Annotated in this window: 23 protein-coding genes; 15 read left to right on the top strand and 8 right to left on the bottom strand. The window is 64.8% G+C overall.

From position 1 onward, the window contains the following. Positions 1-157 precede the first annotated feature (157 nt). Positions 158-535, top strand: a complete 378-nt coding sequence (locus tag IRZ12_RS04480; protein WP_296464709.1) for a DUF6152 family protein — start codon at positions 158-160, stop codon at positions 533-535. A gap of 6 nt (positions 536-541) precedes the next feature. After that, positions 542-1,006: a DUF2214 domain-containing protein gene (locus IRZ12_RS04475; RefSeq protein ID WP_296464707.1), complete on the top strand. Its 465-nt coding sequence runs from the start codon at positions 542-544 to the stop codon at positions 1,004-1,006. A 20-nt stretch (positions 1,007-1,026) separates the two neighbouring features. On the opposite strand, the gene IRZ12_RS04470 is transcribed toward IRZ12_RS04475, so the two are convergent. Further along, positions 1,027-1,467: a MarR family winged helix-turn-helix transcriptional regulator gene (locus tag IRZ12_RS04470; protein ID WP_296464705.1), complete on the bottom strand. Its 441-nt coding sequence runs from the start codon at positions 1,465-1,467 to the stop codon at positions 1,027-1,029. 96 nt (positions 1,468-1,563) lie between these two features. Here IRZ12_RS04470 and IRZ12_RS04465 point away from each other — a divergent pair, with 96 nt between their 5' ends. After that, positions 1,564-1,917 (top strand): DUF1428 family protein, encoded by a 354-nt coding sequence (locus IRZ12_RS04465; protein WP_296464711.1) that lies wholly within the window; start codon positions 1,564-1,566, stop codon positions 1,915-1,917. A gap of 27 nt (positions 1,918-1,944) precedes the next feature. Here IRZ12_RS04465 and IRZ12_RS04460 read toward each other — a convergent pair whose 3' ends face one another. From IRZ12_RS04460 to IRZ12_RS04440, 5 genes are all read right to left on the bottom strand, one after another. Next, positions 1,945-3,492: an efflux transporter outer membrane subunit gene (locus tag IRZ12_RS04460; protein ID WP_296464702.1), complete on the bottom strand. Its 1,548-nt coding sequence runs from the start codon at positions 3,490-3,492 to the stop codon at positions 1,945-1,947. Beyond that, positions 3,489-6,605, bottom strand: a complete 3,117-nt coding sequence (locus tag IRZ12_RS04455) for a multidrug efflux RND transporter permease subunit (protein WP_296464699.1) — start codon at positions 6,603-6,605, stop codon at positions 3,489-3,491. The genes IRZ12_RS04460 and IRZ12_RS04455 overlap by 4 nt, the downstream gene beginning before the upstream one ends. Further along, positions 6,602-9,718, bottom strand: a complete 3,117-nt coding sequence (locus tag IRZ12_RS04450; RefSeq protein ID WP_296464696.1) for an MdtB/MuxB family multidrug efflux RND transporter permease subunit — start codon at positions 9,716-9,718, stop codon at positions 6,602-6,604. Before IRZ12_RS04450 ends, IRZ12_RS04455 begins: the two co-directional genes overlap by 4 nt. Next, positions 9,715-11,034: an MdtA/MuxA family multidrug efflux RND transporter periplasmic adaptor subunit gene (locus tag IRZ12_RS04445; protein ID WP_296464694.1), complete on the bottom strand. Its 1,320-nt coding sequence runs from the start codon at positions 11,032-11,034 to the stop codon at positions 9,715-9,717. Before IRZ12_RS04445 ends, IRZ12_RS04450 begins: the two co-directional genes overlap by 4 nt. Before the next feature lie 130 nt (positions 11,035-11,164). Beyond that, complete coding sequence (locus IRZ12_RS04440; RefSeq protein WP_296464691.1) at positions 11,165-11,971, bottom strand: ComF family protein; 807 nt, start codon at positions 11,969-11,971, stop codon at positions 11,165-11,167. 166 nt (positions 11,972-12,137) lie between these two features. Here IRZ12_RS04440 and IRZ12_RS04435 point away from each other — a divergent pair, with 166 nt between their 5' ends. The 7 genes from IRZ12_RS04435 to IRZ12_RS04405 all read left to right on the top strand — a co-directional run bounded on the left by IRZ12_RS04435 (position 12,138) and on the right by IRZ12_RS04405 (position 18,063). Next, complete coding sequence (locus IRZ12_RS04435; RefSeq protein ID WP_296464688.1) at positions 12,138-13,082, top strand: methyltransferase domain-containing protein; 945 nt, start codon at positions 12,138-12,140, stop codon at positions 13,080-13,082. Between the two features lie 191 nt (positions 13,083-13,273). Next, the gene (coxB, locus tag IRZ12_RS04430) at positions 13,274-14,434 is read left to right on the top strand and encodes a cytochrome c oxidase subunit II (RefSeq protein WP_296464685.1); all 1,161 of its coding nucleotides are present in this window, start codon (positions 13,274-13,276) and stop codon (positions 14,432-14,434) included. Positions 14,435-14,544: 110 nt separating this feature from the next. Beyond that, a complete protein-coding gene (ctaD, locus tag IRZ12_RS04425; protein WP_296464682.1) occupies positions 14,545-16,146 on the top strand; it encodes a cytochrome c oxidase subunit I in 1,602 nt (533 codons plus the stop codon). Then, the gene (locus tag IRZ12_RS04420; protein WP_296464680.1) at positions 16,147-16,257 is read left to right on the top strand and encodes a cytochrome oxidase small assembly protein; all 111 of its coding nucleotides are present in this window, start codon (positions 16,147-16,149) and stop codon (positions 16,255-16,257) included. 69 nt (positions 16,258-16,326) lie between these two features. After that, the gene (locus IRZ12_RS04415) at positions 16,327-16,905 is read left to right on the top strand and encodes a cytochrome c oxidase assembly protein (RefSeq protein ID WP_296464677.1); all 579 of its coding nucleotides are present in this window, start codon (positions 16,327-16,329) and stop codon (positions 16,903-16,905) included. Next, positions 16,902-17,117: a DUF2970 domain-containing protein gene (locus IRZ12_RS04410; RefSeq protein WP_296464674.1), complete on the top strand. Its 216-nt coding sequence runs from the start codon at positions 16,902-16,904 to the stop codon at positions 17,115-17,117. The genes IRZ12_RS04415 and IRZ12_RS04410 overlap by 4 nt, the downstream gene beginning before the upstream one ends. 70 nt (positions 17,118-17,187) lie before the next feature. Beyond that, complete coding sequence (locus IRZ12_RS04405) at positions 17,188-18,063, top strand: cytochrome c oxidase subunit 3 (protein WP_296464673.1); 876 nt, start codon at positions 17,188-17,190, stop codon at positions 18,061-18,063. Between the two features lie 160 nt (positions 18,064-18,223). Here the strand turns inward: IRZ12_RS04405 and IRZ12_RS04400 are convergent, their stop codons facing one another. Next, positions 18,224-18,424, bottom strand: a complete 201-nt coding sequence (locus IRZ12_RS04400; protein ID WP_296464671.1) for a twin transmembrane helix small protein — start codon at positions 18,422-18,424, stop codon at positions 18,224-18,226. A gap of 57 nt (positions 18,425-18,481) precedes the next feature. Between IRZ12_RS04400 and IRZ12_RS04395 the strand changes: the two genes are divergently transcribed. The 5 genes from IRZ12_RS04395 (at position 18,482) to IRZ12_RS04375 (ending at position 22,504) form a co-directional block, all read left to right on the top strand. Beyond that, positions 18,482-19,252 carry an SURF1 family protein gene (locus IRZ12_RS04395; RefSeq protein WP_296464668.1) on the top strand — a complete coding sequence of 257 codons (771 nt, stop codon included), beginning with the start codon at positions 18,482-18,484 and terminating at the stop codon, positions 19,250-19,252. Further along, the gene (locus IRZ12_RS04390; RefSeq protein WP_296464665.1) at positions 19,224-19,865 is read left to right on the top strand and encodes a hypothetical protein; all 642 of its coding nucleotides are present in this window, start codon (positions 19,224-19,226) and stop codon (positions 19,863-19,865) included. Before IRZ12_RS04395 ends, IRZ12_RS04390 begins: the two co-directional genes overlap by 29 nt. 6 nt (positions 19,866-19,871) lie before the next feature. Continuing rightward, positions 19,872-20,924 carry a heme A synthase gene (locus IRZ12_RS04385; protein ID WP_296464662.1) on the top strand — a complete coding sequence of 351 codons (1,053 nt, stop codon included), beginning with the start codon at positions 19,872-19,874 and terminating at the stop codon, positions 20,922-20,924. Positions 20,925-20,955: 31 nt separating this feature from the next. Next, positions 20,956-21,825 carry a heme o synthase gene (cyoE, locus tag IRZ12_RS04380; RefSeq protein ID WP_296464659.1) on the top strand — a complete coding sequence of 290 codons (870 nt, stop codon included), beginning with the start codon at positions 20,956-20,958 and terminating at the stop codon, positions 21,823-21,825. A 76-nt stretch (positions 21,826-21,901) separates the two neighbouring features. Then, complete coding sequence (locus tag IRZ12_RS04375) at positions 21,902-22,504, top strand: SCO family protein (protein ID WP_296464656.1); 603 nt, start codon at positions 21,902-21,904, stop codon at positions 22,502-22,504. A 334-nt stretch (positions 22,505-22,838) separates the two neighbouring features. On the opposite strand, the gene rpoH is transcribed toward IRZ12_RS04375, so the two are convergent. Further along, positions 22,839-23,750, bottom strand: a complete 912-nt coding sequence (gene rpoH / locus IRZ12_RS04370) for an RNA polymerase sigma factor RpoH (RefSeq protein WP_296464653.1) — start codon at positions 23,748-23,750, stop codon at positions 22,839-22,841. Between the last annotated feature and the right edge of the window lie 351 nt (positions 23,751-24,101).

Below are 24,101 nucleotides of genomic sequence, written 5' to 3'. Positions count from 1 at the left end.
GGTTTGGGGACGGAGGTAGGGGCGGCGGAAAGCTTGCTGGCCATGGGGCGTCCGGATTGGCTTAAAGAACAATATGTTACGCAAAGCGCGGCGCTATCTTGCGTCTTTGCTTGCCGCTATAGTGGGTGCGTGTCCTTCAATCCGTCAGGAGGCGCCTATGTCTGGGAAATCGGTGGCTTGGGCCGCGCTAGCGCTAGCCGCCGCGGCCAGCGGTACGGCCTGGTCCCATCATGGTTGGTCCTGGGCCGAGGCCGAGCAGATGCAGCTTCGCGGTGTCGTCCGGCAGGTGCAGATTGCTCCTCCCCACCCTTGGCTCGATGTGCAGACGGCCGAGGACGGCCTGTGGCGCGTGGAGCTCGGCAATCCCTCGCAAACCCGGCGTGCCGGGTTCGTCGAGGGATCCGCCAAGCCGGGGGACGAAATCGTCGCGACCGGCAACCGTTCGCAGGACCGCAACGAGAAGCGCATGAAGGCGGTGCAGATATCCGTGGGCGGCAAGACCTACGATATCTATCCCGAACGCATCCGCCGCTGAACGCTGATGCTCGAGTGGCTGGAGGGCCTGCCTCACGCACTTGTGCTGCGGCATTCAGGCACGGCGTATCTGTTCGTCAGCGCGGCGCACATCGCCTCGATTGGCCTGCTGTTGGGAAGCATTGTGGCGCTCGACCTGTGTTTGCTCGGGTTTGCCCGGGTCGTTCCGCTGGCTGCGGCGGGACCGTACCTCAGCCGGGTGGCGGTCGTGGGCCTCGCCCTGGCGGTGCTGACAGGGGGCTGGCTGTTTTCGGTGCGGGCCTCGGAATATGCCGCCAATCCGGCGTTCCTCGCCAAGCTGGGCATCGTGGGAGCCGCGGTGCTGAATGCAGCGATCGTGCATGGGAGCGGTGCATGGCGTCGGGCGCTGTCGGCCACTTCGCCACAGCCGGCTGTCCGCGCCCATGCCGCAGTTTCCATGCTGCTGTGGTTGGCTGCCGTGGTGGCGGGCCGATGGATAGGCTTCTTGTAGCCGGGACGCAGGCGGACCGTTCAGCTGAGTGCAGCTAGCGTCGTCCGCAGCGCTTGCGCTGCATCTTCGCCCAGGGCGGACTCGATCTCCGCATGCGTCGTGCGCCAGGCCGGCAGCGCTTTTCTCAGTGCCGCGTGTCCTTTTTCGGTCAGGAACAATAGGCGACTGCGGCGGTTGCCCGGGTCGGCTTCCACGCGTACCAGGCCTTCGCGCTCGAGCGGCTTTAGCGCGGCCGTGAGGGTGGTCCTGTCCATGCCCAGCAGTTGGGCGACGGGGCCCATGGTGGGGGGCTCGGGGCGGTTGAGCGCCATTAGCAGCGAGAACTGGCCGTTGGTCAGGCCGACCGGCCGGAGTGCTTCGTCGAAGCGCTTGCCCAACGCCCGCGCGGCTCGCTGCACGTGCAGGCACAGGCAGGCGTCCCGGACTTCGAGCGTGGCGGAGTATGGAATTTTCTTTGACATGATGTTCCAATTATGTTGATATCAACGTAAAGGGCAAGTCTCACTGCTGCCTGACGTGGCGCCATTCCGTTTTTTCATCTTTCAGGGAGACCGATGATGAAGTACGTCGAAGGGTTTCTCGTAGCGGTGCCCCGGGCCAACAAGGAGCTTTATCTCCAGCACGCGGCGCAGGCCGCACCGCTTTTCAAGGAGTTCGGCGTGACGCGCATGGTCGAGTGCTGGGAAGACGACGTTCCCGACGGGAAGCTCACGGATTTCCGCCGAGCCGTGCAGGCCAAGGAGGACGAAGCAGTCGTGTTTTCCTGGTTCGAGTATCCGTCCAAGGAAGTGCGCGACGCCGCCAACGCGAAGATGACGTCTGATCCGCGCTTGCAACGCATGGGAGAGAGCATGCCTTTTGACGGCAAGCGCATGATCTTCGGCGGTTTCGCGCCTATCCTCGACGTATAACGCGTCCGGCCATCGGGCGGCCCGGTTTCATTGGGTCTCGCTTCGCTCGGGCGCCTCGGCGGCCTTGCCGCCAGCCGAGGCGAGTGCATCGACGTGCCATCCTCCCCCCAGCGCGGCGATGAGGTTGACGCTGGCCGTCAGGCGGTTTCCGAGCAGCGACAGCGCCGTGCGTTCGTTGTTCAGCGCTGCGGTCTGCACCGAGACCACGCTCAGGTAGTCGATCAATCCGGATTCGAACTGATTGGTGGTCAGCCGCAAGGATTCCCGGGCTGCGTCCAACGCGCGCTGTTGCACGGCCTGCTCTTCTTCCATGACGCGAAGCTGCGACAAATAGTTCTCCACCTCGGCCAGGGCCGACAGCACGGTCTGCCGGTACGCTGCGACCTGCTGGTCATAAGCGGCCTGCGCTTGCTGCGCCTGGGCGCGGCGAAGACCGGCGTCGAAGAGTGGCGCGGCGAGCGCAGGGCCGAGCGACCAGAAGCGGGCGGGGGCGGTCAGCCAGTCGGAAAATTGGGAGCTGCGGTAGCCGAGCGAGGCCGACAACGTCAGGGAAGGGAAGTAGGCCGTCTGCGCAACCCCGATGCGTGCATTGGCGGCCTGGACTTGGCGTTCGGCGGCCGCGATGTCGGGGCGCCTTTCCAGGAGTTCCGATGGCAGGCCAACGGGTATGGCGGGGAGTACGGGCCGGAACGCAGCCGGTGGCAGGCTGAATTCGGACGGCGGCTGCCCGACCAGGATGGCGATCGCGTGCTCCAGCTGCGAACGCTGCCAGCGCAGGTCGACAGCCTGCGCGCGGGTGGATTCCAGTTGGGTGCGGGCCTGGGCGATCTCGGCCTTGGCTGCCACGCCCACCGCGTAGCGGTTTTCGTTCAGTCGCAGCGAGCGCTCGTAGACCTTGATCGTCTCATCCAGCAGGCGCTGCTGCTCGTCCAGGATCCGCAACTGGAAATAGGTGCGCGCCAGTTCGGCCTGGGCGCTCAGGTGGGCGTTGGCCAGGTTGGCGGCGCTGGCCTCGACGCTGGCGGCGTCGGCTTCGAGGCTGCGGCGGATGCGCCCCCAGAGGTCGACCTCCCAACTGACCGAGGCATTCATGTTGTACTGGTTGCGTATGCTTTGGGAACCGCCTTGATTGGTCACCACGCCGTTGCTGTTCGTAGTGACGCTGCTGCGTGAGCCGGTGCCGGTGCGCGTGGCCGAGGCGTTGCCCGTGACGCTGGGGAACAGCTCGGAGCGTGTCGCACGCAGGACGGCCGCGGCCTGGCGATACTGCGCTTCGGCCTGGGCGATGGTCTGGTTGGCCGTCGCAACCTGCTCCATGAGGCCTGACAAGACCGGGTCTCCGAACACTTCCCACCAGGGGCCGCGTTGCTCGTGGTCGCGCGGTTCGGCGGCCTTCCAGCCGGCGGCTTCCTTGAAGGCGGTGCCGGTAGCGACAGTCGGCCGTACATAATCAGGGCCCATCGCGCACCCGCCGAGCATGGCGGCGAGGACGATGCCGACCGCCGTCCCAGCGCGGCGGCAGGAGCTCGAGAAAAAGAGGGGCGCGCCCGATCGTGCGGGCAACGTCTTGCTCATAAGTTGTCTCCGGGTAGCGCCATGCCCGCGGACCGCGGACGGCTCCAGCGCCGTTGCGCCCGCCGGTGCAGGCGGTCGAGATACAGGTACACCACGGGCGTGGTGAATAGCGTCAAGATTTGGCTGACCACGAGCCCGCCCACGATGGTGATGCCCAGGGGCTGGCGCAACTCGGCGCCGGCGCCGGTGCTAATGACTAGCGGCACTGCGCCCAGGATGGCGGCCATCGTAGTCATGAGGATGGGGCGGAACCGCTTCAGGCATGCCTCGTAGATGGCCTCGCGCGAACCCAGGCCGTGCCTGCGCTGCGCATCCAGCGCGAAGTCCACCATCATGATGGCGTTCTTCTTGACGATCCCGATGAGCAGGAATACGCCGATCAGCGCGATGAGCGTGAACTCGTGGCCCAACATCATGAGGGCAAGCAGCGCCCCCAGTCCTGCCGAAGGCAGGGTCGAGAGGATGGTCAGCGGGTGGATGTAGCTCTCGTAGAGCATGCCCAGCACGAGGTACATCGTCACGAGCGCCGCCAGGATCAGCCACGGCTGTGCGCTGAGCGCCGACTGCATCGCCTTGGCGCTGCCCGAGAATCCGGCCTGGATTTCGGTGGTGGGGAGGTTGATGCGCGCCACCGCTTCATTGATGGCGCGCGTGGCCTGCTCTAGCGAGACCCCGGGTGCCAAATTGAAGGAGATGGTGTCGGCGGCAAACTGGCTTTCGTGCGAGACGCTGAGGGGGGCATTGGTCATGCGCCATTTGGCGAAGGCCGAGAGCGGGACCCGATTGCCTTCGGACGTAATGACATACACCTTCTCCAGTGCGCTGGGATCCTGGGCGAACCGGGGGGCGACCTCCATCACCACGCGGTATTGATTGAGGGGGTTGTAGATGACCGAGATCTGGCGCTGGCTGAACGAGTTGTTGAGCACGGCCGCGATCATGGACATGTTCACGCCCAGCCGGGTCGCAGTTTCACGGTCGATTTCGAGCGAGACCTGCCGGCCTTTGTCTTCCACGTCTAGGTCGATGTCGGTCAGCTCGGGCAGGGCGGCCAGGGCGCGCGATACCCGGGGCATCCAGGTGCGCAGCACGGAGAGCTCGGAGGCCATCAGCGAGTACTGGTAACCGGAGTTGGACATGCGCGCGCCGATGCGTATGTCTTGGTTGGGCATCAGGAACATGCGCGCGCCCGGCACGTTGCTCAATTTGCCGCGCAGGCGGTTCATGACTTCGTCGACCGAGACCTTGCGCTCGGATAGTGGCTTGAGCTGGATCATCATGAAACTGGTATTGCTGCCGCCGCGACCGCTGCTGTATCCGGCCATGCTTTCGACCGCCGGGTCTTCGAGGACGACCTTGCGGAAATACTCCAGCTTGGGGCGCATGGCCTGGAACGAGGTGCCCTGGTCGGCGCGGATGAAGGCCATCAGCTGCCCGGTGTCCTGCTGCGGGAAGAAGCCCTTGGGAATCTTCACGTACATGTAGCCGTTCAGGCCGATGACGACCAGTAGGACGACGAGCGTGAGCAGCGAGTGCCGCAGCACCCAGTCCAGGGCGGCTCCGTAGCCGCGGGTGAGCCACGCGAGGAACGCCTCGATCGCCCGCGAAATGCGTCCCGGGCGGCGCGCCTCGCGCACCGGCCGCAGCATGCGGGCGCACATCATGGGCGTGAGGGTCACCGAGACGACCAGCGAAATCAGAATGGCCGCCGACAGCGTGATGGAGAACTCCCGGAAGAGGCGTCCCACGATATCGCCCATCAATAGGATGGGGATGAAGACAGCCACCAGCGACAGGCTCATCGACAGTACGGTGAACCCTACCTCGCGCGAACCCAGCAATGCCGCGCGCAGCGGCGACATGCCGGCTTCGAGGTGACGCGCGATGTTCTCGAGCACCACGATCGCATCGTCGACCACGAAGCCGGTCGCCACGATCAGGGCCATCAGCGACATGGTGTTGAGCGAATATCCGCAGAGGTACATCACCGCGAAGGTGGCAATGAGCGAGACCGGCACCGCCACGCTCGGGATGAGTGCGGCGCGTAGGTTCCGAAGGAAGAGCAGCACCACCAGGATGACCAGGATGACCGCGATGATGAGCGTTTGTTCGGCTTCGGCCAGCGAAGCGCGGATACTGGGGGTGCGGTCCTGGGCCACGGTGAGCGTCACGTCTCCCGGCAGCATTGCGCGCATCTGCGGCAGCGCTTCGTGGATCCGGTCTACCGTCTCGATGATGTTGGCATTGGCCTGCCGCCCCACGACGAGCAGGATGGCCGGGCTATTGTTGAAGAAACCCATGTTGAACAGGTCTTCCACCGAGTCTTCGACTCGCGCGACGTCGCTCAGCAGCACCGGCGAGCCGTTGCGGTAGGCGACGACCAGCGAACTGTATTCGCTGGCCTTGCGCAGTTGATCGTTGGTGGCGACCAGCCAGCTGGTTTTGTCGTTCTCCAGCATGCCTTTGGGCCCGCGCGCATTGGCGTTGGCCAATGCAGTGCGCACTTCGTCGAGTGCGATGCCGTACTGGTTTAGCGCGGTGGGATTCAGCTCCACCCGCACGGCCGGCAGCGAGCTGCCTCCTACTTGCACGTCGCTGACGCCCTTGATCTGGGCGATGCGCTGGGCCAAGATGGTCGAACCGACGTCGTAAAGCTGGCCCTGGTCCAGCGTCTTGGAGGTCAGCGCGAGCACCATGATGGGCGCCGAAGCGGGGTTGCGCTTGGTATACGTGGGGTTGCTGCGCAGCGCAGAAGGCAGCATGTTGCGGGCGGCGTTGATGGCGGCCTGGACGTCGCGGGCCGCGCCGTCGATGTCGCGGCTCAGGTCGAATTGCAGCGTGATGCTGGTCGAGCCCTGCGTGCTGCGGGATGTCATCTCGGTGATGCCAGCAATGCTACCGAGGGCGCGTTCCAGCGGCGTCGCCACGCTCGACGCCATGGTTTCGGGGCTGGCGCCGGGCAGGCTGGCCCGCACCGATATGGTCGGGAAATCCACCTGCGGCAGCGGCGCAACGGGCAATTTGACGAAGGCGAGCGCGCCCGCGAGGACGACGGCGATCGCCAGCAGCACTGTGGCGACCGGACGCATGATGAACGGCGCCGAGATGTTCATGACCCGCCGCCCGAATGGCCCATGGCGATGTTGCGGCTGCTGCGCCTGCGTCGCATCGCGTGGCCAAGCCGGTCAAACATCAGGTAGATGACGGGCGTGGTGAACAAGGTGAGCAGTTGGCTCACCAGCAGCCCGCCCACCATGACGATGCCCAGCGGCTGGCGCAGCTCGGCGCCGCTGCCTGTGCTGAGCATCAGCGGGACGGCGCCGAACAGGGCGGCGAAGGTCGTCATCAGGATGGGGCGGAAGCGCAGCAGCGCCGCCTGGTGGATGGCGTCGCGCGGCGCCATGCCCTGCTTGCGCTCGGCGTCGAGCGCGAAGTCGATCATCATGATCGCGTTCTTCTTGACGATGCCGATCAAGAGGATGATGCCGATGATCCCGATCATGTCGAGATCGTGGCCGGCAAGCATCAGCGCCAGCAGCGCTCCCACGCCTGCCGAGGGTAGCGTGGAGAGGATCGTGATGGGGTGAATGTAGCTCTCATACAGGATGCCCAGCACGATGTACATCGTGGCGATCGCCGCCAGGATGAGCAGCAGCGTGCTATTGAGCGAAGCCTGGAAGGCTTGGGCCGCGCCTTGGAAACTGGTTTGTATGCCCAGCGGCATGCCGATGTCGCGCTCGGCCTGCAGGATGGCCTCTACCGCGCTGCTCAACGAAGCGCCGGGCGCCAGGTTGAAGGAGACGGTAGCGGCGGGAAATTGCCCCAGGTGGTTGATCGACAGCGGAGCGGTCCGCTCCGAAACGCTGACTACGTTGGTCAGCGGTACTTGCTTGCCGTCGGACGTGCGGACATAGATCTGTGACAGCGACGACGGATCCTGCCGGAACTGGGGCGCGACTTCCAGCACCACCCGGTATTGGTTGGCCTGGGTGAAGATGGTCGAAATCAGCCGCTGGCCCAGCGCGTCGTACAGGGCGTTGTTGATGTCGCTGGCCGTGATGCCGAGCCGCGAAGCTGCGTTGCGGTCGATTTCGACATAGGTTTGCAGGCCGCGGTCCTGCAGGTCATGCGTGACGTCGGCCAGCTGCGGCAGCGTTTGCAGGTGTTCCACCAGCCTGCGGGTCCACAGGCTGAGATTCTCCAGGTCGGGGTCCTGCAGCGTGAACTTGTACTGCGTGCGGCTGACGGTGTCTTCGATGGAGAGGTCTTGCACCGGTTGCATGTAGAGGCGGATGTCTTCCAGCTGGTCGAGCCTGGCCTGCAGGCGGGCGATGACCTCTTGGGCGGAGCTTGTGCGCTCAGCGTGCGGCTTCAGGTTGATTTGCAGCCGTCCGGTGTTGAGCGTGGCATTGGTGCCGTCGACGCCGATGAAGGACGCCACGCTGGCCACGTCCGGATCGCGCAGGATGATGTCGGCCGCCGCCTGCTGGCGGCGGGCCATGGCCGCGAACGATACCGAGGGCGAGCTTTCGCTGATTGCCTGGATGACGCCTGTGTCTTGTTGGGGGAAGAAGCCTTTGGGTATCGCCACATAGAGGAGGATCGTCAGCAGCAGCGTGCCCAGCGCCACAAGCAGCGTCAGCGGCTGATGGGCGAGCACGCGTTGCAGCATGTGGTCGTAGCCGGCGATCAGGCGGTCGAACCATTCGCCGCTCTTGCGGTAGAACCAGCCTTGTTCGGCGTCGGGGACGTGGCGCAGGTATTTCGCGCACATCATGGGCGTCAGGCTCAGCGACACCACGAGCGATATCAGGATGGCTACCGCCAGGGTGATGGCGAACTCCCGGAACAGCCGGCCGATCACGTCACCCATGAAGAGCAGCGGAATGAGGACGGCGATCAGGGAGAAGGTCAGGGAGATGAGGGTAAAGCCGATCTGAGCGGCGCCCTTGAGTGCCGCCTGCACCGGGGATTCGCCTTGCTCGAGGTACCGGGCGATGTTCTCGATCATGACGATCGCGTCGTCCACCACGAAGCCGGTGGCGATCGTCAGCGCCATCAACGTCAGGTTGTTGATGCTGAAGCCCGCCAGGTACATGATGCCGAAGGTGCCGATCAGCGACAGCGGCACGACGACGCTGGGAATGACGGTGGCCGTCAGGTTGCGCAGGAAGACGAAGGTCACCATGACCACCAGTGCAACCGCCAGCATCAGTTCGAATTGCACGTCCTTGATCGACGAGCGTATGGATTCGGTGCGGTCTGAAAGCACGGCGACGTCCAGCGTGCTGGGCAGCGCCGCTTCGAGATTGGGCAGGATGCGCCGGATGTTGTCCACGACCTGTATCACGTTGGCGCCGGGCTGGCGCTGCACGTTGAGCAGGATCGCCGGTTTGCCGTTGGCCCAGGCTGCCTGGCGGATGTTCTCCGCGTCCTGCACCGTCTCGGCGACGTCCGAGAGGCGGACTGGCGCCTGGTTGGTATAGGCGATGATGAGGTCGCGATACTGCTCGATGGTCTTGAGCTGGTCGTTGGCGTCGAGCGTGGTTGCCCGGGTCGGGCCGTCGAAATTCCCCTTGGGCTGGTTGACATTGGCGCCGGTGATCGCGCTGCGGATGTTGCTCAGGTTCAATCCGTACGCTGCGAGCGCCTGGGGATTGGCGCGGATGCGCACGGCCGGCCGCTGGCCGCCTGCGATGCTGACCAGGCCCACGCCCGAGACCTGCGAAATCTTTTGCGCCATGCGCGTATCGACCAGGTCGCGCACCTGGTAGAGGGGCAACGTGGGCGAGCTGATCGCCAGGGTGAGCACCGGCGTGTCGGCCGGGTTGACCTTGTTATAGATGGGGGGCGCGGGAAGGTCGCTCGGCAGCAGGTTCCCAGCGGCGTTGATGGCCGCCTGCACCTCTTGTTCGGCGATGTCCAGCGGCAGGTCCAGGTTGAACTTGAGGGTGATGACCGACGCGCCGCCGGAGCTGATCGACGACATCTGGTTGAGCCCGGGCATCTGGCCGAACTGGCGCTCGAGCGGAGCCGTCACGAGCGAGGTCATGACGTCGGGGCTGGCGCCGGGGTACTGCGTGACCACCTGGATGGTCGGATAATCGACCTCGGGCAGCGCCGAGACCGGCAACATTTTGTAGGCGATCAGCCCGGACAACAGGATGGCCAGCATCGCCAGGGTCGTGGCGACCGGCCGCAGGATGAATATCCGCGACGGATTCATGGCGCGGCGCGTCCCGGCGAACGGCGGCGGTTGCCCGGGTTGGCGCCGCGTTGCAGCTGGCTACCGGCCGCCGCCGGCACCGCGTCGGGTCCCTTCACCACCTGCACCTGGGATCCATCGCGTAGGCGATCCACGCCTTCCACCACCACTTGCTCGCCGGGCCGCAGGCCCTCGAGGACGGCGACGCGTTCGCCGTCCGCCTGGCCGAGCTTGAGTACGCGCAGCTCGACTGTGTTGTCTTCCTTGACGACGTACACGAAGGTCCCGGGCGTGCCCCGCTGCACCGCCGTGGTCGGAATGACCGTGGCGCGCTCGAGGGTGCGTACGTGCAGCCGCACGTTGACGAACTGGTTGGGGAAGAGGCTTTCGTCCTTGTTCTCGAAACGCGCCTTGAGCTTGACCGTGCCGGTGGCGGTGTCGATCTGGTTGTCGACCGTCGTCAGCACGCCGTCGGCGATATGGCGCACGTCGGCCCGGTCGTAGGCCTGTACCGACAAGGTCTTGCCGGCGCGCAGCTGCGCCAGCACGTCGGGCAGCTCGGTTTCGGAAATGGTGAACAGGACGGAAATGGGCTGGGTCTGGGTGATGATCACCAGGCCGTTGGCGTCGCTGCTGCGGACCAGATTGCCCTGGTCGACCTGGCGCAGGCCGAGGCGTCCCGAAATGGGCGCCGTGACCCGGGTGTAATCGAGCTGCAGCTTGGCGTTGTCTACCGCGGCTTGGTTGGTCTTGAGCGTGCCTTCATACTGGCGCACCAGGGCGATTTGCGTGTCCACCTGCTGGCGCGCGATGGAGTCTTGCTCATATAGCGTCTGGTAACGCGCGAGGTCGCGGCGGGCATTGTCCAATTGCGCGCGGTTCTGTTCCAGGACGCCTTCGGCCTGGGCCAGTGCGACCTGATAGGGGCGCGGATCGATCTGTACCAGCAGGTCGCCGGCCTTGACCAGCTGCCCTTCCTGGAAGAATACCTTCTGCAGTTCGCCGTCGACCTTGGCGCGCACGGTAACGGTGTTGTAGGACGTGACCGTGCCGAGCGCCTTGATGTAGACCTTCATGTCCTCGGCCTGCGCCGGCACCACGCGTACCGGTGTGGCCATCTGGAAGCCGCCGGGCGTTGGCGCCCCTGGGGCGCCCGGCCCGCGGGGTGCGCTGGCGCCGCCCGCGGGAGGCGAGGACGCCCGGTGGGCGTGCCACCACCCGTAGCCGGCGGCCGCCAATATGACGACGATCGCCAGTCCAAGCCAGCGCCGTTTTTTCTTGCTGTTCGACGGTGAGGAAGGATGTGCCCGCTCGGGCTGGGAAGGAGTGTCGGCCATGGGGTTCCGGAAAAGGCTTGCTTAATCTCGCCGGCCGGGAAATACGCCCCCGCGCGCGGCGCCCTCTAAGGTATTCCAGTTGCGTCCCGAAGTGTTGAAGAGCACGTGGGATTGAAATGAATCGAAATCGTTACTTGCGCCACTGCGCCCGCGGCCGATGTGGCGGGTCGGCCGGGAAATGGCCGGGAGCGCGGGCGACGGCCAGCGCCACTACCGATGCCGCGCCGGCTGCGCGCAGCGCGGTCGCCGCCGCATGCATGGTGCTGCCCGTGGTCATGACGTCGTCGACCAGCGCGACGTGCATACCGCGCGCGCGGGGAGAAGAAGCATACAGCGTTTGCGCGGCGCGTCGCCTTTCGAGGCGTCCGAGCCCGCTTTGCTTGGCTTGTTCGCGGTTTCGGGCCAAGAGGTCGCGGCGCACCGGCATGCCTAGGTCCCGGCCGACCGCCCGGGCGATCTCCCCCGCGGGGTTGAACCCGCGGCGCCGCAGCGAGGCGGCCGAGGCGGGAATGGGGACCAGCACCGTGGCGGGATGCAGGGGGGTGCCATGGTGCCTAATCGCTTCGGCGAGCAGATTCCCGAGTAGATCCGCCCGTCCGTAACGCAGGCTGTTTTTCAGTTGCAGGACCAGTGCATCGGCCGGAGGAACGTAGTCGAAGGCGATGAAGGTGCGTTCGAAGGCCGGTTCCCGGCCTTCGCAGTCGGGGCATGCCGCGTCGTGCGCGGGCAGGGGCAGCGCGCAGCGCCGGCATCGCCAGGGCAGGCCGAGGGTGGCCGGCGTGCGCGCTGCCCAGCATATGGCGTCCTCGCAGGTCTCGCAAAGCAGGCCGCCCCGGCTGCGGGCCCCGCACAAGGGGCAGTCGGACGGGACGAGCGCGCGCAGCATGGCGAGGGCGGCGGGCCACGGTGGCCAGGGCGGGCGAGGGAGCTTGGGCATGAAAAATCTGGCAGTGGCATCATGGAGGCTGGATGTGCGCCGAGGAGGCGCCCTCTTGGGCGGCTGGCCGGCCCCGGGCGCTACCCGTGGCCGTATCTGCCATGCCCGGGATGCGCCGCGGCGAGGCGGCAGTGTAAGAATTCCTGGAATATTCGTGCGGTATCCAATGACAGAAAACTCCCACCTGGAACGCCTGCCTTCCCTGCCGCTGGTGCGCGAGCACGTCGTGCGCCAGTTCGGCCGGCGCGGCGACCTGGAGGCGGGGCAGTTCCTATACGGCGAGATCGGCGCCCGCATGTTCGAGCGGCTCGAGTACATCCGGCTTGCACCCAAGGCGATCCTCGATGCGGGTTGCGGGGCGGCCGCCGCCTTTGCCCGGTTGCGCGAGCGGTATCCGGACGCGGCCTATACCGGCCTGGACCTGAGCGGGGCCGTGCTGGCCCACGCCCGTCGGCGGTACTTGCCGACCCTGGGGGCGCGGCTGCGGCAGTCGGTTTCGCGGCTGGCGGGGCGTCCCGCGGCGATGGCCCCCGTTTTCATCGAGGCCGACATGGGCGCGACCGGCCTGCCGCCGGAATCCCAGGACCTCGTCTGGTCCAATATGGCGTTGCACTGGCATCCCGAGCCGCATGCGGTGCTGGCGGAGTGGCGGCGCGTGCTGCGTACGGGCGGGCTCGTCATGTTCAGCTGCCTTGGCCCGGGCACGTTCCGCGAATTGCGCGACGCGCTGGCGCGGGCCGGGCTAGAGACGGCCACGCCGGGCTTCGTGGACATGCACGATTTCGGCGATCTGCTGATCGAAAGCGGTTTCGCCGATCCCGTCATGGACCAGGAAACGCTCACGTTCACGTATCGCCATGTGGACAGCCTGCTCGACGACGTGCGGCGCCTGGGCGGCAACCCCGCGCGCGACCGCCGGAAGGGCCTGGCCACGCCCGCATGGCGGCGCCGGCTCGCCGACGCGCTCGAGGCCGGCCGCGGCGCGGACGGCTTGATTCGGCTCAGCGCGGAGGTTGCGTACGGCCATGCGTGGCGGGCAGCATCCTACCGCGCGGCGCCGGGCGAGACGCGCATCGCGATCTCGTCGATCGGCCGCGGCAGAGCGCTTTGATCGAGCTCAAAGCAATGCAAGTTGCTGGCGGTGCTGGGCAACCCGTATAATCCTGCGATTCTATGCGCTCGCAACATAATTATTTTCCAATGGCGCATGGTCGAGGAGTTTTGTGGCGGAAGGGGACCCGCGCAAACCGCGCACGGTTTCGGCCGCCTGAATAACACTAACGCTGTTCTTCGAGGTCGGACATGAAGAAGTGGTTGGTTGGGTCGTTGGGGGCGATGATGGTCAACGTGCTGGCCAGCGGCGCTGCGCTTGCCGTCAATGACAGTCCCGGCGGTCCGAAAGTCAATCAGCTCAACCTGCACGAGCCCGTCACCAGCATCGCCGCGCAAATCGAGTGGCTGCACTGGATGATGCTGGGCATCTGCCTAGTCATCTTCGTCGGCGTGTTTTCGGTGATGTTTTATTCCATCTGGGCTCACCGGAAGTCCCGCGGCGCCAAGCCGGCCTCGTTCCATGAAAGCATAGGGGTGGAAATCACCTGGACGGTCATTCCTTTCCTGATCGTCATCGGCATGGCCCTGCCCGCCACCAAGACCGTGGTCGAGATGAAGGACACCTCCAACGCCGACCTCACCGTCAAGGCCACGGGGTACCAGTGGAAATGGGGCTACGACTACTTGAACGGCGAGGGCGAGGGGATCTCCTTCCTGTCCAACCTGACCACCCCGATGGCGCAGCGCATCGGTGCCGAGCCCCCCGGCGACAACTACCTGCTGGAGGTCGACAACCCCCTCGTGGTGCCGGTCAACAAGAAAGTTCGCGTCATTACGACCGCCAACGACGTCATCCATGCCTGGATGGTGCCGGCCTTCGGCGTGAAGCAGGACGCCATTCCCGGATTCGTGCGCGACACCTGGTTCCGTGCCGAGAAAATCGGCGAGTTCCGGGGGCAGTGCGCGGAGCTCTGCGGCAAGGACCACGCCTACATGCCCATCGTGGTGAAGGTGGTGTCGCAGGAAGACTATAGTAAATGGGTCGAGGAGCAGAAGGCCAAGATGGCCGCGGAGGCAGACGATCCCAACAAGACCTGGACGGCGGATGAGTTGCGCACCCGGGGCGAGAAAGTGTATGCGTCCAACTGCGTGGCCTGCCACCAGGCCAACGGCAAGGGCGTGCCCGGTACTTTCGCGCCGCTGGATGCCGCCCAGGTCGTGTTGGGCCCCAAGGGCCCCCAGATCGAGACCGTCCTCAAGGGGCGTCCCGGCACCGCCATGGCTTCGTTCGCCCACCTGTCAGACGTGGAAATCGCCGCCGTCATCACCTATACCCGCCATGCCTGGAGCAACGCGGGCAAGGGCGAAGACCCCGTCGTGCAGCCGGTGGACGTGAAATCCGCCCGCTGAGAATCTCGCGCGGCCGCCTCGGGCGGCCCACGCAGTACCGGTTCAGTTTTCACAATTGATGCCTTCGTCAGGATAGCGAAGACGGTAGTACGGAGCAGCAAGGAGCCATCATGAGCAGCACCGCGATCGATCACGCCCACGGGCACGATCATGACGACCACGCCCACGCCCATCCGACCGGCTGGCGGCGCTGGCTGTTCGCCACGAACCACAAAGACATCGGTACGATGTATTTGATCTTCTCCTTCGCGATGCTGCTGGAAGGAGGATTGCTCGCGCTATTGTTGCGTACCGAGTTGTTCGAGCCCGGCATCCAGTTCTTCCAGCCGGAGCTGTTCAACCAGTTCACCACCATGCATGGGCTGATCATGGTGTTCGGCGCGATCATGCCTGCGTTCGTGGGCTTCGCGAACTGGATGATCCCATTGCAGATCGGTGCGTCCGACATGGCGTTCGCGCGCATGAACAACTTCAGCTTCTGGCTGCTGCCGGTCGCCGCGATCCTGCTGACGATCTCGTTCTTCGTCCCGGGCGGCGCCACGGCCGCAGGCTGGACGCTCTATGCGCCGCTGTCCGTGCAGATGGGACCCGGCATGGACTTCGCGATCTTCGCAGTCCACATCATGGGCGCCTCGTCCATCATGGGCGCGATCAACATCATCGTCACGATCCTGAACATGCGCGCTCCGGGCATGACGCTGATGAAGATGCCGCTGTTCTGCTGGACCTGGCTCATCACCGCCTACCTGCTCATCGCGGTGATGCCCGTCCTCGCCGGCGCCATCACCATGGTGCTGACCGACCGTCACTTTGGCACGTCGTTCTTCAATGCCGCAGGCGGCGGTGATCCGGTCATGTACCAGCACATTTTCTGGTTCTTCGGGCACCCCGAGGTCTACATCATGATTCTGCCGGCGTTCGGCATCATTTCGTCGATCGTGCCGGTGTTCGCCCGCAAGCGCCTGTTCGGCTATGCCTCGATGGTGTATGCCACTGCGTCGATCGCCATCCTGTCGTTCATCGTGTGGGCCCACCACATGTTCACGACCGGCATGCCCGTCACCGGCCAGCTGTTCTTCATGTATGCCACCATGCTGATCGCCGTGCCCACGGGCGTGAAGATCTTCAACTGGCTGGCCACGATGTGGCGCGGGGCGATGACCTTCGAGACCCCGATGCTGTTCGCCATCGGGTTTATCTTCGTGTTCACCATGGGCGGGTTCACCGGCCTGATCCTGGCCGTGGCGCCGATCGACATCCAGGTTCAGGACACCTACTACGTGGTGGCGCATTTCCACTACGTGCTGGTGGCGGGCTCGCTGTTCGCCCTGTTTGGGGGCACGTACTTCTGGCTGCCGAAGTGGACGGGCGTCATGTATGACGAGAAGCTGGGCAAGCTCCACTTCTGGTCTTCGCTGATTTCGTTCAACGTCACGTTCTTCCCCATGCACTTCCTGGGCCTGGCCGGCATGCCGCGCCGCTACGCCGACTACGCCGCGCAGTTCACCGACTTCCACCAGATCTCCACCATTGGTGCGTTCTGGTTCGGCCTGTCGCAGCTGCTGTTCCTCTATATCGTGGTCAAGGCCTATCGCGGCAAAGGCGAACCGGCTCCGGCCAACCCCTGGGGTGCGGAAGACGGCGGCCTCGAATGGACGCTGCCTTCGCCGGCTCCGTACCATTCGTTCGAAACGCCGCCCGTGGTCAAGTGAATGCAGACCCCCGAACAGCGCCGGCGCAACCGGCGCACCGGCCTCGCGCTGGCACTGCTGGCCGCCTTGTTCTTTCTGGCGGTAGTCCTGCGCAAGGTCTGGATGGGGTAGGCATGCTCCCGCGTTCCGGAGGCAGGGCTTGCCGGAGCGTAGGGGGCGTTGGGTAGAGGGCAGGTGCTTATGGAAAAGTCGGGTCGGGGAATGGACAATCGCCGGATGTTGGCCAAGCTGGCCGTCATCATCGTGCTGATGTTCGGCTTCGGTTACGCCATGGTACCGCTTTATCGGGCCATCTGCGAAGTCACCGGCATCAACGTGCTGACCAAGGTCGACGAGGATGCCGCACGCTTCGCCCGCAACACGCAGGTCGACACCAGCCGCACGATCAAGATCGTCTTCGATGCGAACATCCAGGGGCCGTGGCGTTTCCGCCCGGTGCAGAGCTCGATGGAAGTCCATCCTGGCGAGCTGGCCACCATCGTGTACGAGATCGCCAACCAGCAGGATCGCGAAATGGCGGGGCAGGCCATTCCGAGCTACGCGCCCATGCAGGCGGCGCAGTATTTCAAGAAGCTCGAATGCTTCTGCTTTTCGCAGCAGGATCTGAAGGCGCGTGAGACGCGTGAGTTCCCGGTGGTGTTCGTGGTGGATCCCAAGTTGCCCAAAGACGTGCATACGATCACGCTGTCGTACACCTTCTTCGAAGTGGGTGGGCGGTCTGCGGGCGTACGTCCGGCAGGCGAGGAGGACCGGAGTTGAGCGACGACCTGAAGTCGGCCGCAGGCCGCAAGCTCAATTTCTTCCAGACGCTCGGGGCCGTGCTGTGGTCGTTCACGGGCTTGCGGCGCGGCGCGGACTATCGCGCCGATGCTGAAAAGCTCAATCCTGTTTACGTCATCATCGCCGGGGTGCTGATGGCGGTGGTGTTTGTCGTGGTGTTGCTGCTGATCGTCAAGTCGGTCGTCAGCTAGAAGAACAAGGACGGCCCCAAGGCCGTCTCCAAATCATGCGGTTTTGTGGAATTCGCGAAGGAGAGTTGAGATGAGTGCAAGTCACTCGGTTTCCGGCAAGGAGGCACCCTATTACTTCGTGCCTGCCCCGTCCATGCACCCGGTCACGGCGAGCTTGTCGCTGTTGTTCTTCTTGCTGGGCATGGCCTTGTGGGTGAACGGGGTGGGAGTCGGGCCGTGGTGCGTGCTGGCCGGCGTGCTCGGCTTCCTGTTCGTGCTCTACCGCTGGTTCGGGGACGCAATCGCCGAGTCCAACGGCGGGCTCTACAGCAAGCGCGTCGACGTGTCTTACCGCTGGAGCATGAGCTGGTTCATCTTTTCGGAAGTCATGTTCTTCGCGGCCTTCTTCGGCGCGCTGTTCTATGCCCGGGTCTACACCACGCCGTGGTTGGCCGACCTCGACCACCGCATGCTGCTTTGGCCGGACTTCACCGGCGCCTGGCCCAATACCGGCCCGGCCGGCGTGATCGAGCCCTTCACCGCGATGGGGCCGTTCTGGATTCCCACCATCAACACCGCGCTGCTGCTCACCTCCGGCGTCACGCTGACGATCTCGCACCATGCGCTGCTCGCCAACCATCGGTCCCGCGCGGCGCTGTGGCTGTTCATCACCATCGTGTTGGGTGCAATATTCATGGGATGCCAGGCCTATGAGTACATCCATGCCTACACCGACCTGAACCTCAAGCTCAGCTCCGGCGCCTTCGGGTCGACCTTCTACATGCTGACGGGCTTCCACGGGTTCCACGTCACCATGGGCGCCATCATGCTGGCGGTGATGCTGCGCCGGCTGATCCGGGGCGATTTCACGCCTACGAACCACTTCGGTTTCGAAGGCGCCGCCTGGTATTGGCACTTCGTCGACGTGGTCTGGCTCGGCCTGTACCTGTTCGTCTACTGGTTCTGATCCGTATCCGCCCGCGACGGGTGGGGTGCGACGTTTTGCCGTACTCACATTCCCTCGTGGGTACGGCAAAATAGTGGGCGGAAAGCCCATGCTTTCAGTTCGCGGCGCGCGTCTCGCGGTTCCGCCTCGTTTCCGGGCGCCTGGCGCCAGCCTTCGTCGATCAATTGAAGCCGGTCGCCTGTATCCAGCCCATCCAGTGGGCGAACAGCACGAACAGGAACAGCAGGACGGACAGGCTGATGCGCGCGGTGAGCGCATAAGCCATGCGTTTACTGTTGCCGGTGTCCTTCATCAGAAAAACGACTGCCGAACCCAGACTGTAAAGAATGCCGATGAAGGCTATGGCGACCACGAAGCGCATCGTATTTCTCCTTCTGCCTGCCATTATCGCAGGCGGGGGGCGGTGACGGAGGCAGTTTTGACGGCATCCCGCTTCGAGGCGTCCCGGGCCGGTCGGCGCAAGGCCTGGGCGGCGCTGGTGTTGCTCGCGATGGCGGTCGCCGTGACGGCATCGCTGGGGCGCTGGCAGCTGAACCGCGCCGAAGAGAAGCAAGCGTTGCTGGAGCAGGAGGAAGCAGGACGGCAGATGCCGCCGCTTCGCCTCTCGTCCGCTTCGAGTCCGGCCGATCTCAAGCCTTGGCGCCAGGCCGAGGCGTCGGGGCATTGGCTGGCAGATCGCACGGTGCTGCTGGAAAACCGCATGTCCGGCTCCCGCCCAGGGTTTTGGGTGGTGACCCCCTTGGCCTTGGATTCCGGTGCTGCAGTCGCTGTGCTGCGTGGTTGGCTGCCGAGGCCCATGCCCGACGGGCCGGTAGCGGTCGAGACGCCTGCGGGGGAAGTCACCGTCCGCGGGGTGCTACTTTCGCAAATTCCGCGCCTGCTCGATCTCGCCCGATTCGGCGGGCGCGCGCAGGATTTGCCAAGCGAGTGGCCCGGTTCGAAGGGCGAGCCGCCGCGGCTGCAAAACCTGGACCTCGCTGCCTACGGGCACGCGGCAGGCCTGGCGTTGCTGCCCGTCGTGCTGGAGCAGACCGATGCAGCGCCGGACGGGCTGGGCCGCGACTGGGCAGGCCCCCCGGCGAATGTGGGTACGCACCGCGGATACGCGTTGCAGTGGTTTTCTTTTGCGGCGATAGCCGCCATCGCATTTGGAGTTGTCCTTGTCCGAACTTTCCGCTCGACACACTGACCCAAGGCGACCCGAGCGCCGCCGGCGCTCCCTGTTTTCGCTATATGCGGTGCTCGCCGTGTGCGCTGCGCCCGTCGTGGCGGCGGCGCTGGCCTATTTCTTCGAATGGCGTCCCGGCGCCACCAACTATGGGGACCTCGTCGAACCGCAGCGCCCCGTGCCGGAGGCGGTGGAATTGCAGTTGACCGATCTCGACGGCACGCCCTTTGACCTGCGCAGCTTGAAAGGAAAGTGGGTCATGCTTGCCGCAGACAGCGGCGATTGTGGGGACGAGTGCGCCAAGAAGCTGTTCATCATGCGGCAGACCCATGCCAGCACGGGCAAGAACGTGACCCGCCTGGAGCGCGTGTGGCTGATCCTCGACGATGAGCCGGTGCCTACCGTGGTGATCCGCGCGTACGAGGGCACGCACATGGTACGGGCGAACGCCGAGCAGGTGGCGCGCTTCCTGGCCTTGCCCCCGGGCGTGAGTCCCACTGCACAGGCGCTGCGGCAGCACATCTGGTTGGTTGATCCGCTGGGTAACCAAATGATGCGCTTTCCCGAAAACCCCGATCCCACGCGTATTCGCGGGGACATCGGCAAATTGCTGCACGCTTCGCGTGTAGGGTAGGCAGTCATGAATACGGCACAGCCGGCCGCGGGCCGGACCGATCGCATCCGTGCACGCTACGCGAAGCTGGTGGCGGTCACCATGTTCCTGACGTTCGACCTGATCATGTTCGGTGCCTTCGTGCGGCTCACCGATTCGGGGTTGGGCTGCCCGGATTGGCCGGGCTGTTATGGCCAGATCACGCCGCTGGGGGCATTGGACGACATACGTGCGGCTGCCTCCGCGTTGCCTGAGGGGCCGGTCACGCTGCCCAAGGCGTGGATAGAGATGATCCACCGCTACGTGGGCGCTTTGCTGGGCCTGCTCATCATCGCGATCACGGTGGCGGCGTGGAGGTACCGCAAGGTGCTGGCGCAGTCGCCGTGGCTGGCGACGGTGATCCTGCCGGCCGTGTGCCTGCAAGGCGCGTTCGGGGCTTGGACGGTCACCCATCAACTCATGCCGGCCGTCGTGACGGCGCACTTGCTGGGCGGCATGAGCCTGCTGGCCCTGCTGACGTGGCTGTCCGCCCGGCAGAAAGTGCTGCCAGAGATCCCGGCCGGGGTGCGTAGGTGGCGTCCATACGTCGCACTGGGCCTGGTACTGCTTTACGTGCAGTTGGCGCTGGGGGGCTGGGTCAGCACCAACTATGCTGCGCTGGCTTGCATGGATTTTCCCACCTGCCATGGCCAGTGGCTGCCGGAAATGGATTTCCGGAGTGGGTACTCGGTCATGCGGGGCTTGGGTGAATTGCCTTCTGGCGAGCTCATCTCGCAAGACGCGCTGACGGCGATCCACTGGACCCACCGCAACTTCGCCTTCGTCGTGCTGCTCTATTTCGCATGGCTCGCACTCAAGCTGCGGCGCCACGCCGGCCTGCAGGGGCCTTCGCACGCATTGCTGGCCATGCTGGCGGTACAGCTGCTGACGGGCCTGACCAGCATTTTCCTGCAATGGCCTATAGTGATCGCCGTCCTGCACAATGGCGGCGCCGCCGTCCTGACCCTTTTGTGCGTTACGCTTCTGGTCAGGTTGTCGCGGGTCCCGGGCGCGTCTGCGGCCCAGCCGCGTTCGTCTTGAGGTTACGGGTTTTTCCATGGATGGTGTCAGGGTGTCTACCGTCGGTCTGCGTCTTCGGCAATATTGGGTGCTCACCAAACCCAGGGTGACGCAGCTGGCCGTGTTCTGCGCGGTGATCGGCATGTTTCTGGCGACGCCCACGGTACCGCCCTGGCGTACCGTGATCGCGGCGACGATCGGCATATGGCTGCTCGCGGCGGCTGCGTTCGCCATCAATTGCCTGATCGAAGAGCAGGTCGACGCCCGGATGGCGCGGACGGCGCACCGGCCCACGGCCCGGGGCGACATCGGCGCCCTGCAGATCATCGTGATGTCAGGCGTGGTAGGCGGGTTGGGCATGCTGGTGCTCTATACCCTCGTCAACCCGCTTACCATGTGGCTGACCTTCTTCACCTTCGTCGGCTACGCCATCATCTATACCGTCATCCTGAAGCCGCGCACGCCGCAGAACATCGTCATCGGCGGGCTGTCGGGCGCCATGCCTCCTGCGCTGGGGTGGGCGGCGGTGGCCAATAGCGTGCCGGCCGAGGCCTGGCTGCTGGTGCTGATCATCTTCATCTGGACGCCGCCGCATTTCTGGGCGTTGGCCCTTTATCGCAAGAAAGACTACGAGAACGCCGGCCTGCCCATGCTGCCGGTCACCCACGGCCAGCAAATCACGGGGCTGCACATCCTGCTGTATTCGGTGGCCCTGTTCGCGACGACGCTGCTGCCTTTCGTCATCCGCATGAGCGGGGTGGTTTACCTCGCATGCGCCGTGGCCTTGGGCGCGGTCTTCGTCGGGTACGCGTGGAAGCTTTACCGAGCGTACAGCGATGAGCTGGCGCGCAAGCTGTTCAAGTTTTCTGTCCTATACCTGGCCCTGTTGTTTGCGGCGCTGCTGGTCGATCACTGGGTGTAAGGAGCCTTACGGCGCCCATGTGTGCCCGTCCCGTCGCCGGCGTGGCGGCGGATGGGTTTTTCTCCAAAGGTTCGCGATGGTTGCCGATTTTTCCGTTTTTCGACGATTTTTCCTGCGCGCCGGCGTCGCCGCCGTGGCTTCGTTGGCGCTCGCCGCTTGTGAAAAAGCACCCTCGTTCCATAGCACCGACGTCAGCGGCGCAGACCTTGGTGCCGATTTGTCGCTGCCCGATTTCGACGGCCGTCCCCGTGCCCTCCAGGACTTCAAAGGCAAGGTACTGGTGGTGTTCTTCGGCTTCGTGCAGTGCCCCGACGTGTGTCCCACGACGCTGGCCGACCTGGCGCAGGTGAAGGCGCAGCTCGGTCCGGACGGGGATCGTCTGCAGGTCGTGTTCGTCACGGTCGACCCGGAGCGCGACACGCCGGAAATCCTGAAGGCGTATGTGACCCAGTTCGACCCCAGCTTCTTGGGCCTGCGGGGCGATCCCGAGGCTACCGCCCGCGTGGCCAAATCCTTCCGCGTGTTCTATGCCAAGGTGCCCGGCAAGGAACCCGGCTCCTACACCATGGACCATACCGCGGGCATCTACATCTATGACCCGGAAGGCCGGCTGCGCCTTTTCGCCCGCCACAATACCGGCGTGGACGCGCTCGCGAGCGATATCAAGCAATTGTTGTGAGGATAAAAAAACGGGACACCGTGAGGTGTCCCGTCAACCTATCCGCCTCAGATGGGGGAGGGAGGAGAAAAACGAGGCGGATGCATCGGTTGGTATCGGCGAGGCCGACAGGAATGCCGACGGCGGGGGGAGCCCGGCATTCCGACACGCAAGGCGTTGCACCAAGCGCGTCCCACCTGATGGTTAGGCTAGGCTGGGCGCTGGAAGTTCAATGCGTGCGGCGTATTGTCGGTAAATTTCCGCCAGATGCGTAACGGAATGTGACGCGCCTGGCGGCGGCCAAAAAAAGGCGGCTAGGCATAGGCCCGCCGCCCCGGGGTGCCGCAATGCGCGGTCAGGCGTAGGCGGCGAGGGCCCCCCGCATCTTGGTCATCGCGCGTGCTTCGATCTGGCGGATCCGTTCTGCCGAGACGCCGAACTCGTCGGCCAACTCCTGCAGGGTCGCACCGCCTTCGTCCTTCAGCCACCGTGCTTCGATGATGCGGCGGGAGCGTTCGTCCAAGCTTTCCAGCGCCTGTTGCAGGCCGTGGCCGTGTAGTTCGTCACGGCGGCGCTCTTCCAGGATGGTGCTCGGCTCGTGCTGGCCTTCATCCGACAGGTAAGCAATCGGCGCGAACTCCGCTTCGCTGTCATCGGTCCGGGCTTCGAGCGCCATGTCCTGGCCGGAGAGCCGGACTTCCATTTCCGCCACGTCTTGCGGCCGAACGTTCAGGCTGGTGGCGATTTCTTCCACCTGCTCGGGCGTCAGGGCGTGGTTGTCCGATTTCAGGCTGCGCAGGTTGAAGAAAAGCTTGCGCTGGGCCTTGGTGGTCGCCACCTTGACCAAGCGCCAGTTCTTGAGGATGTATTCATGGATCTCAGCCTTGATCCAGTGAATCGCAAACGACACCAGCCGCACCCCGCGGGTGGGGTCGAAGCGCTTGACGGCCTTCATCAAGCCGACGTTGCCCTCTTGGATGAGGTCGGCATGTGGCAGCCCGTAGCCCAGGTACTGCCGGGCAATGGCCACGACCAGGCGCAGGTGCGACAGCACCAGTTCGCGGGCGGCGTTCAGATCCTGCTTTTGTTGGTAGCGCTGGGCCAGCTCGTATTCCTGCTCGGCGGTGAGCACCGGCAGGCGGTTGACGGCGCCGATATAAGCTTCGATCGTACCAAGCGCGCCGGGGTTGGCGATGGCGAGCGCCAGCGCACCGGGGCCGCTTGTGGCGGGCACGAGAGCGTTGGACTGATTCGACGAACGTTTCATAAACGGCTTACCTCCATATCTGAAGGTTAGCACTCTGGGCTAAAGAGTGCTAATCGGTCTTTTTGATCGCGTCGATTGACGGGGTTGATGACGCTGCAGTGCAGCAGGCCGGACGGCGCCCAGGCGAAGCGTTCAAGTGTCGCGCCCGGCGCCGGGCCCCGACGCGACCCAATCGTGATCTCCATGCTGCATAGACCGCGAAATCGGCGTATCGTTCGCGGAAATCCAGCAATTCCCATCCCCGCGCGTAATGCGTCCCTAATTTAATATGGCCCGCCTTCCCCGTTTGTATGCCCCTGACCTTCCCCACCTGGCCCAGGCCCGGTTCGCCGTGCCGTTGTCGGCGGGGGG

This window comes from Pigmentiphaga sp. (genome assembly GCF_019689535.1).
In the GTDB taxonomy this organism is placed as follows: Bacteria; Pseudomonadota; Gammaproteobacteria; order Burkholderiales; family Burkholderiaceae_B; genus Pigmentiphaga.
This window is presented reverse-complemented; position numbering and strand designations above follow the sequence as displayed.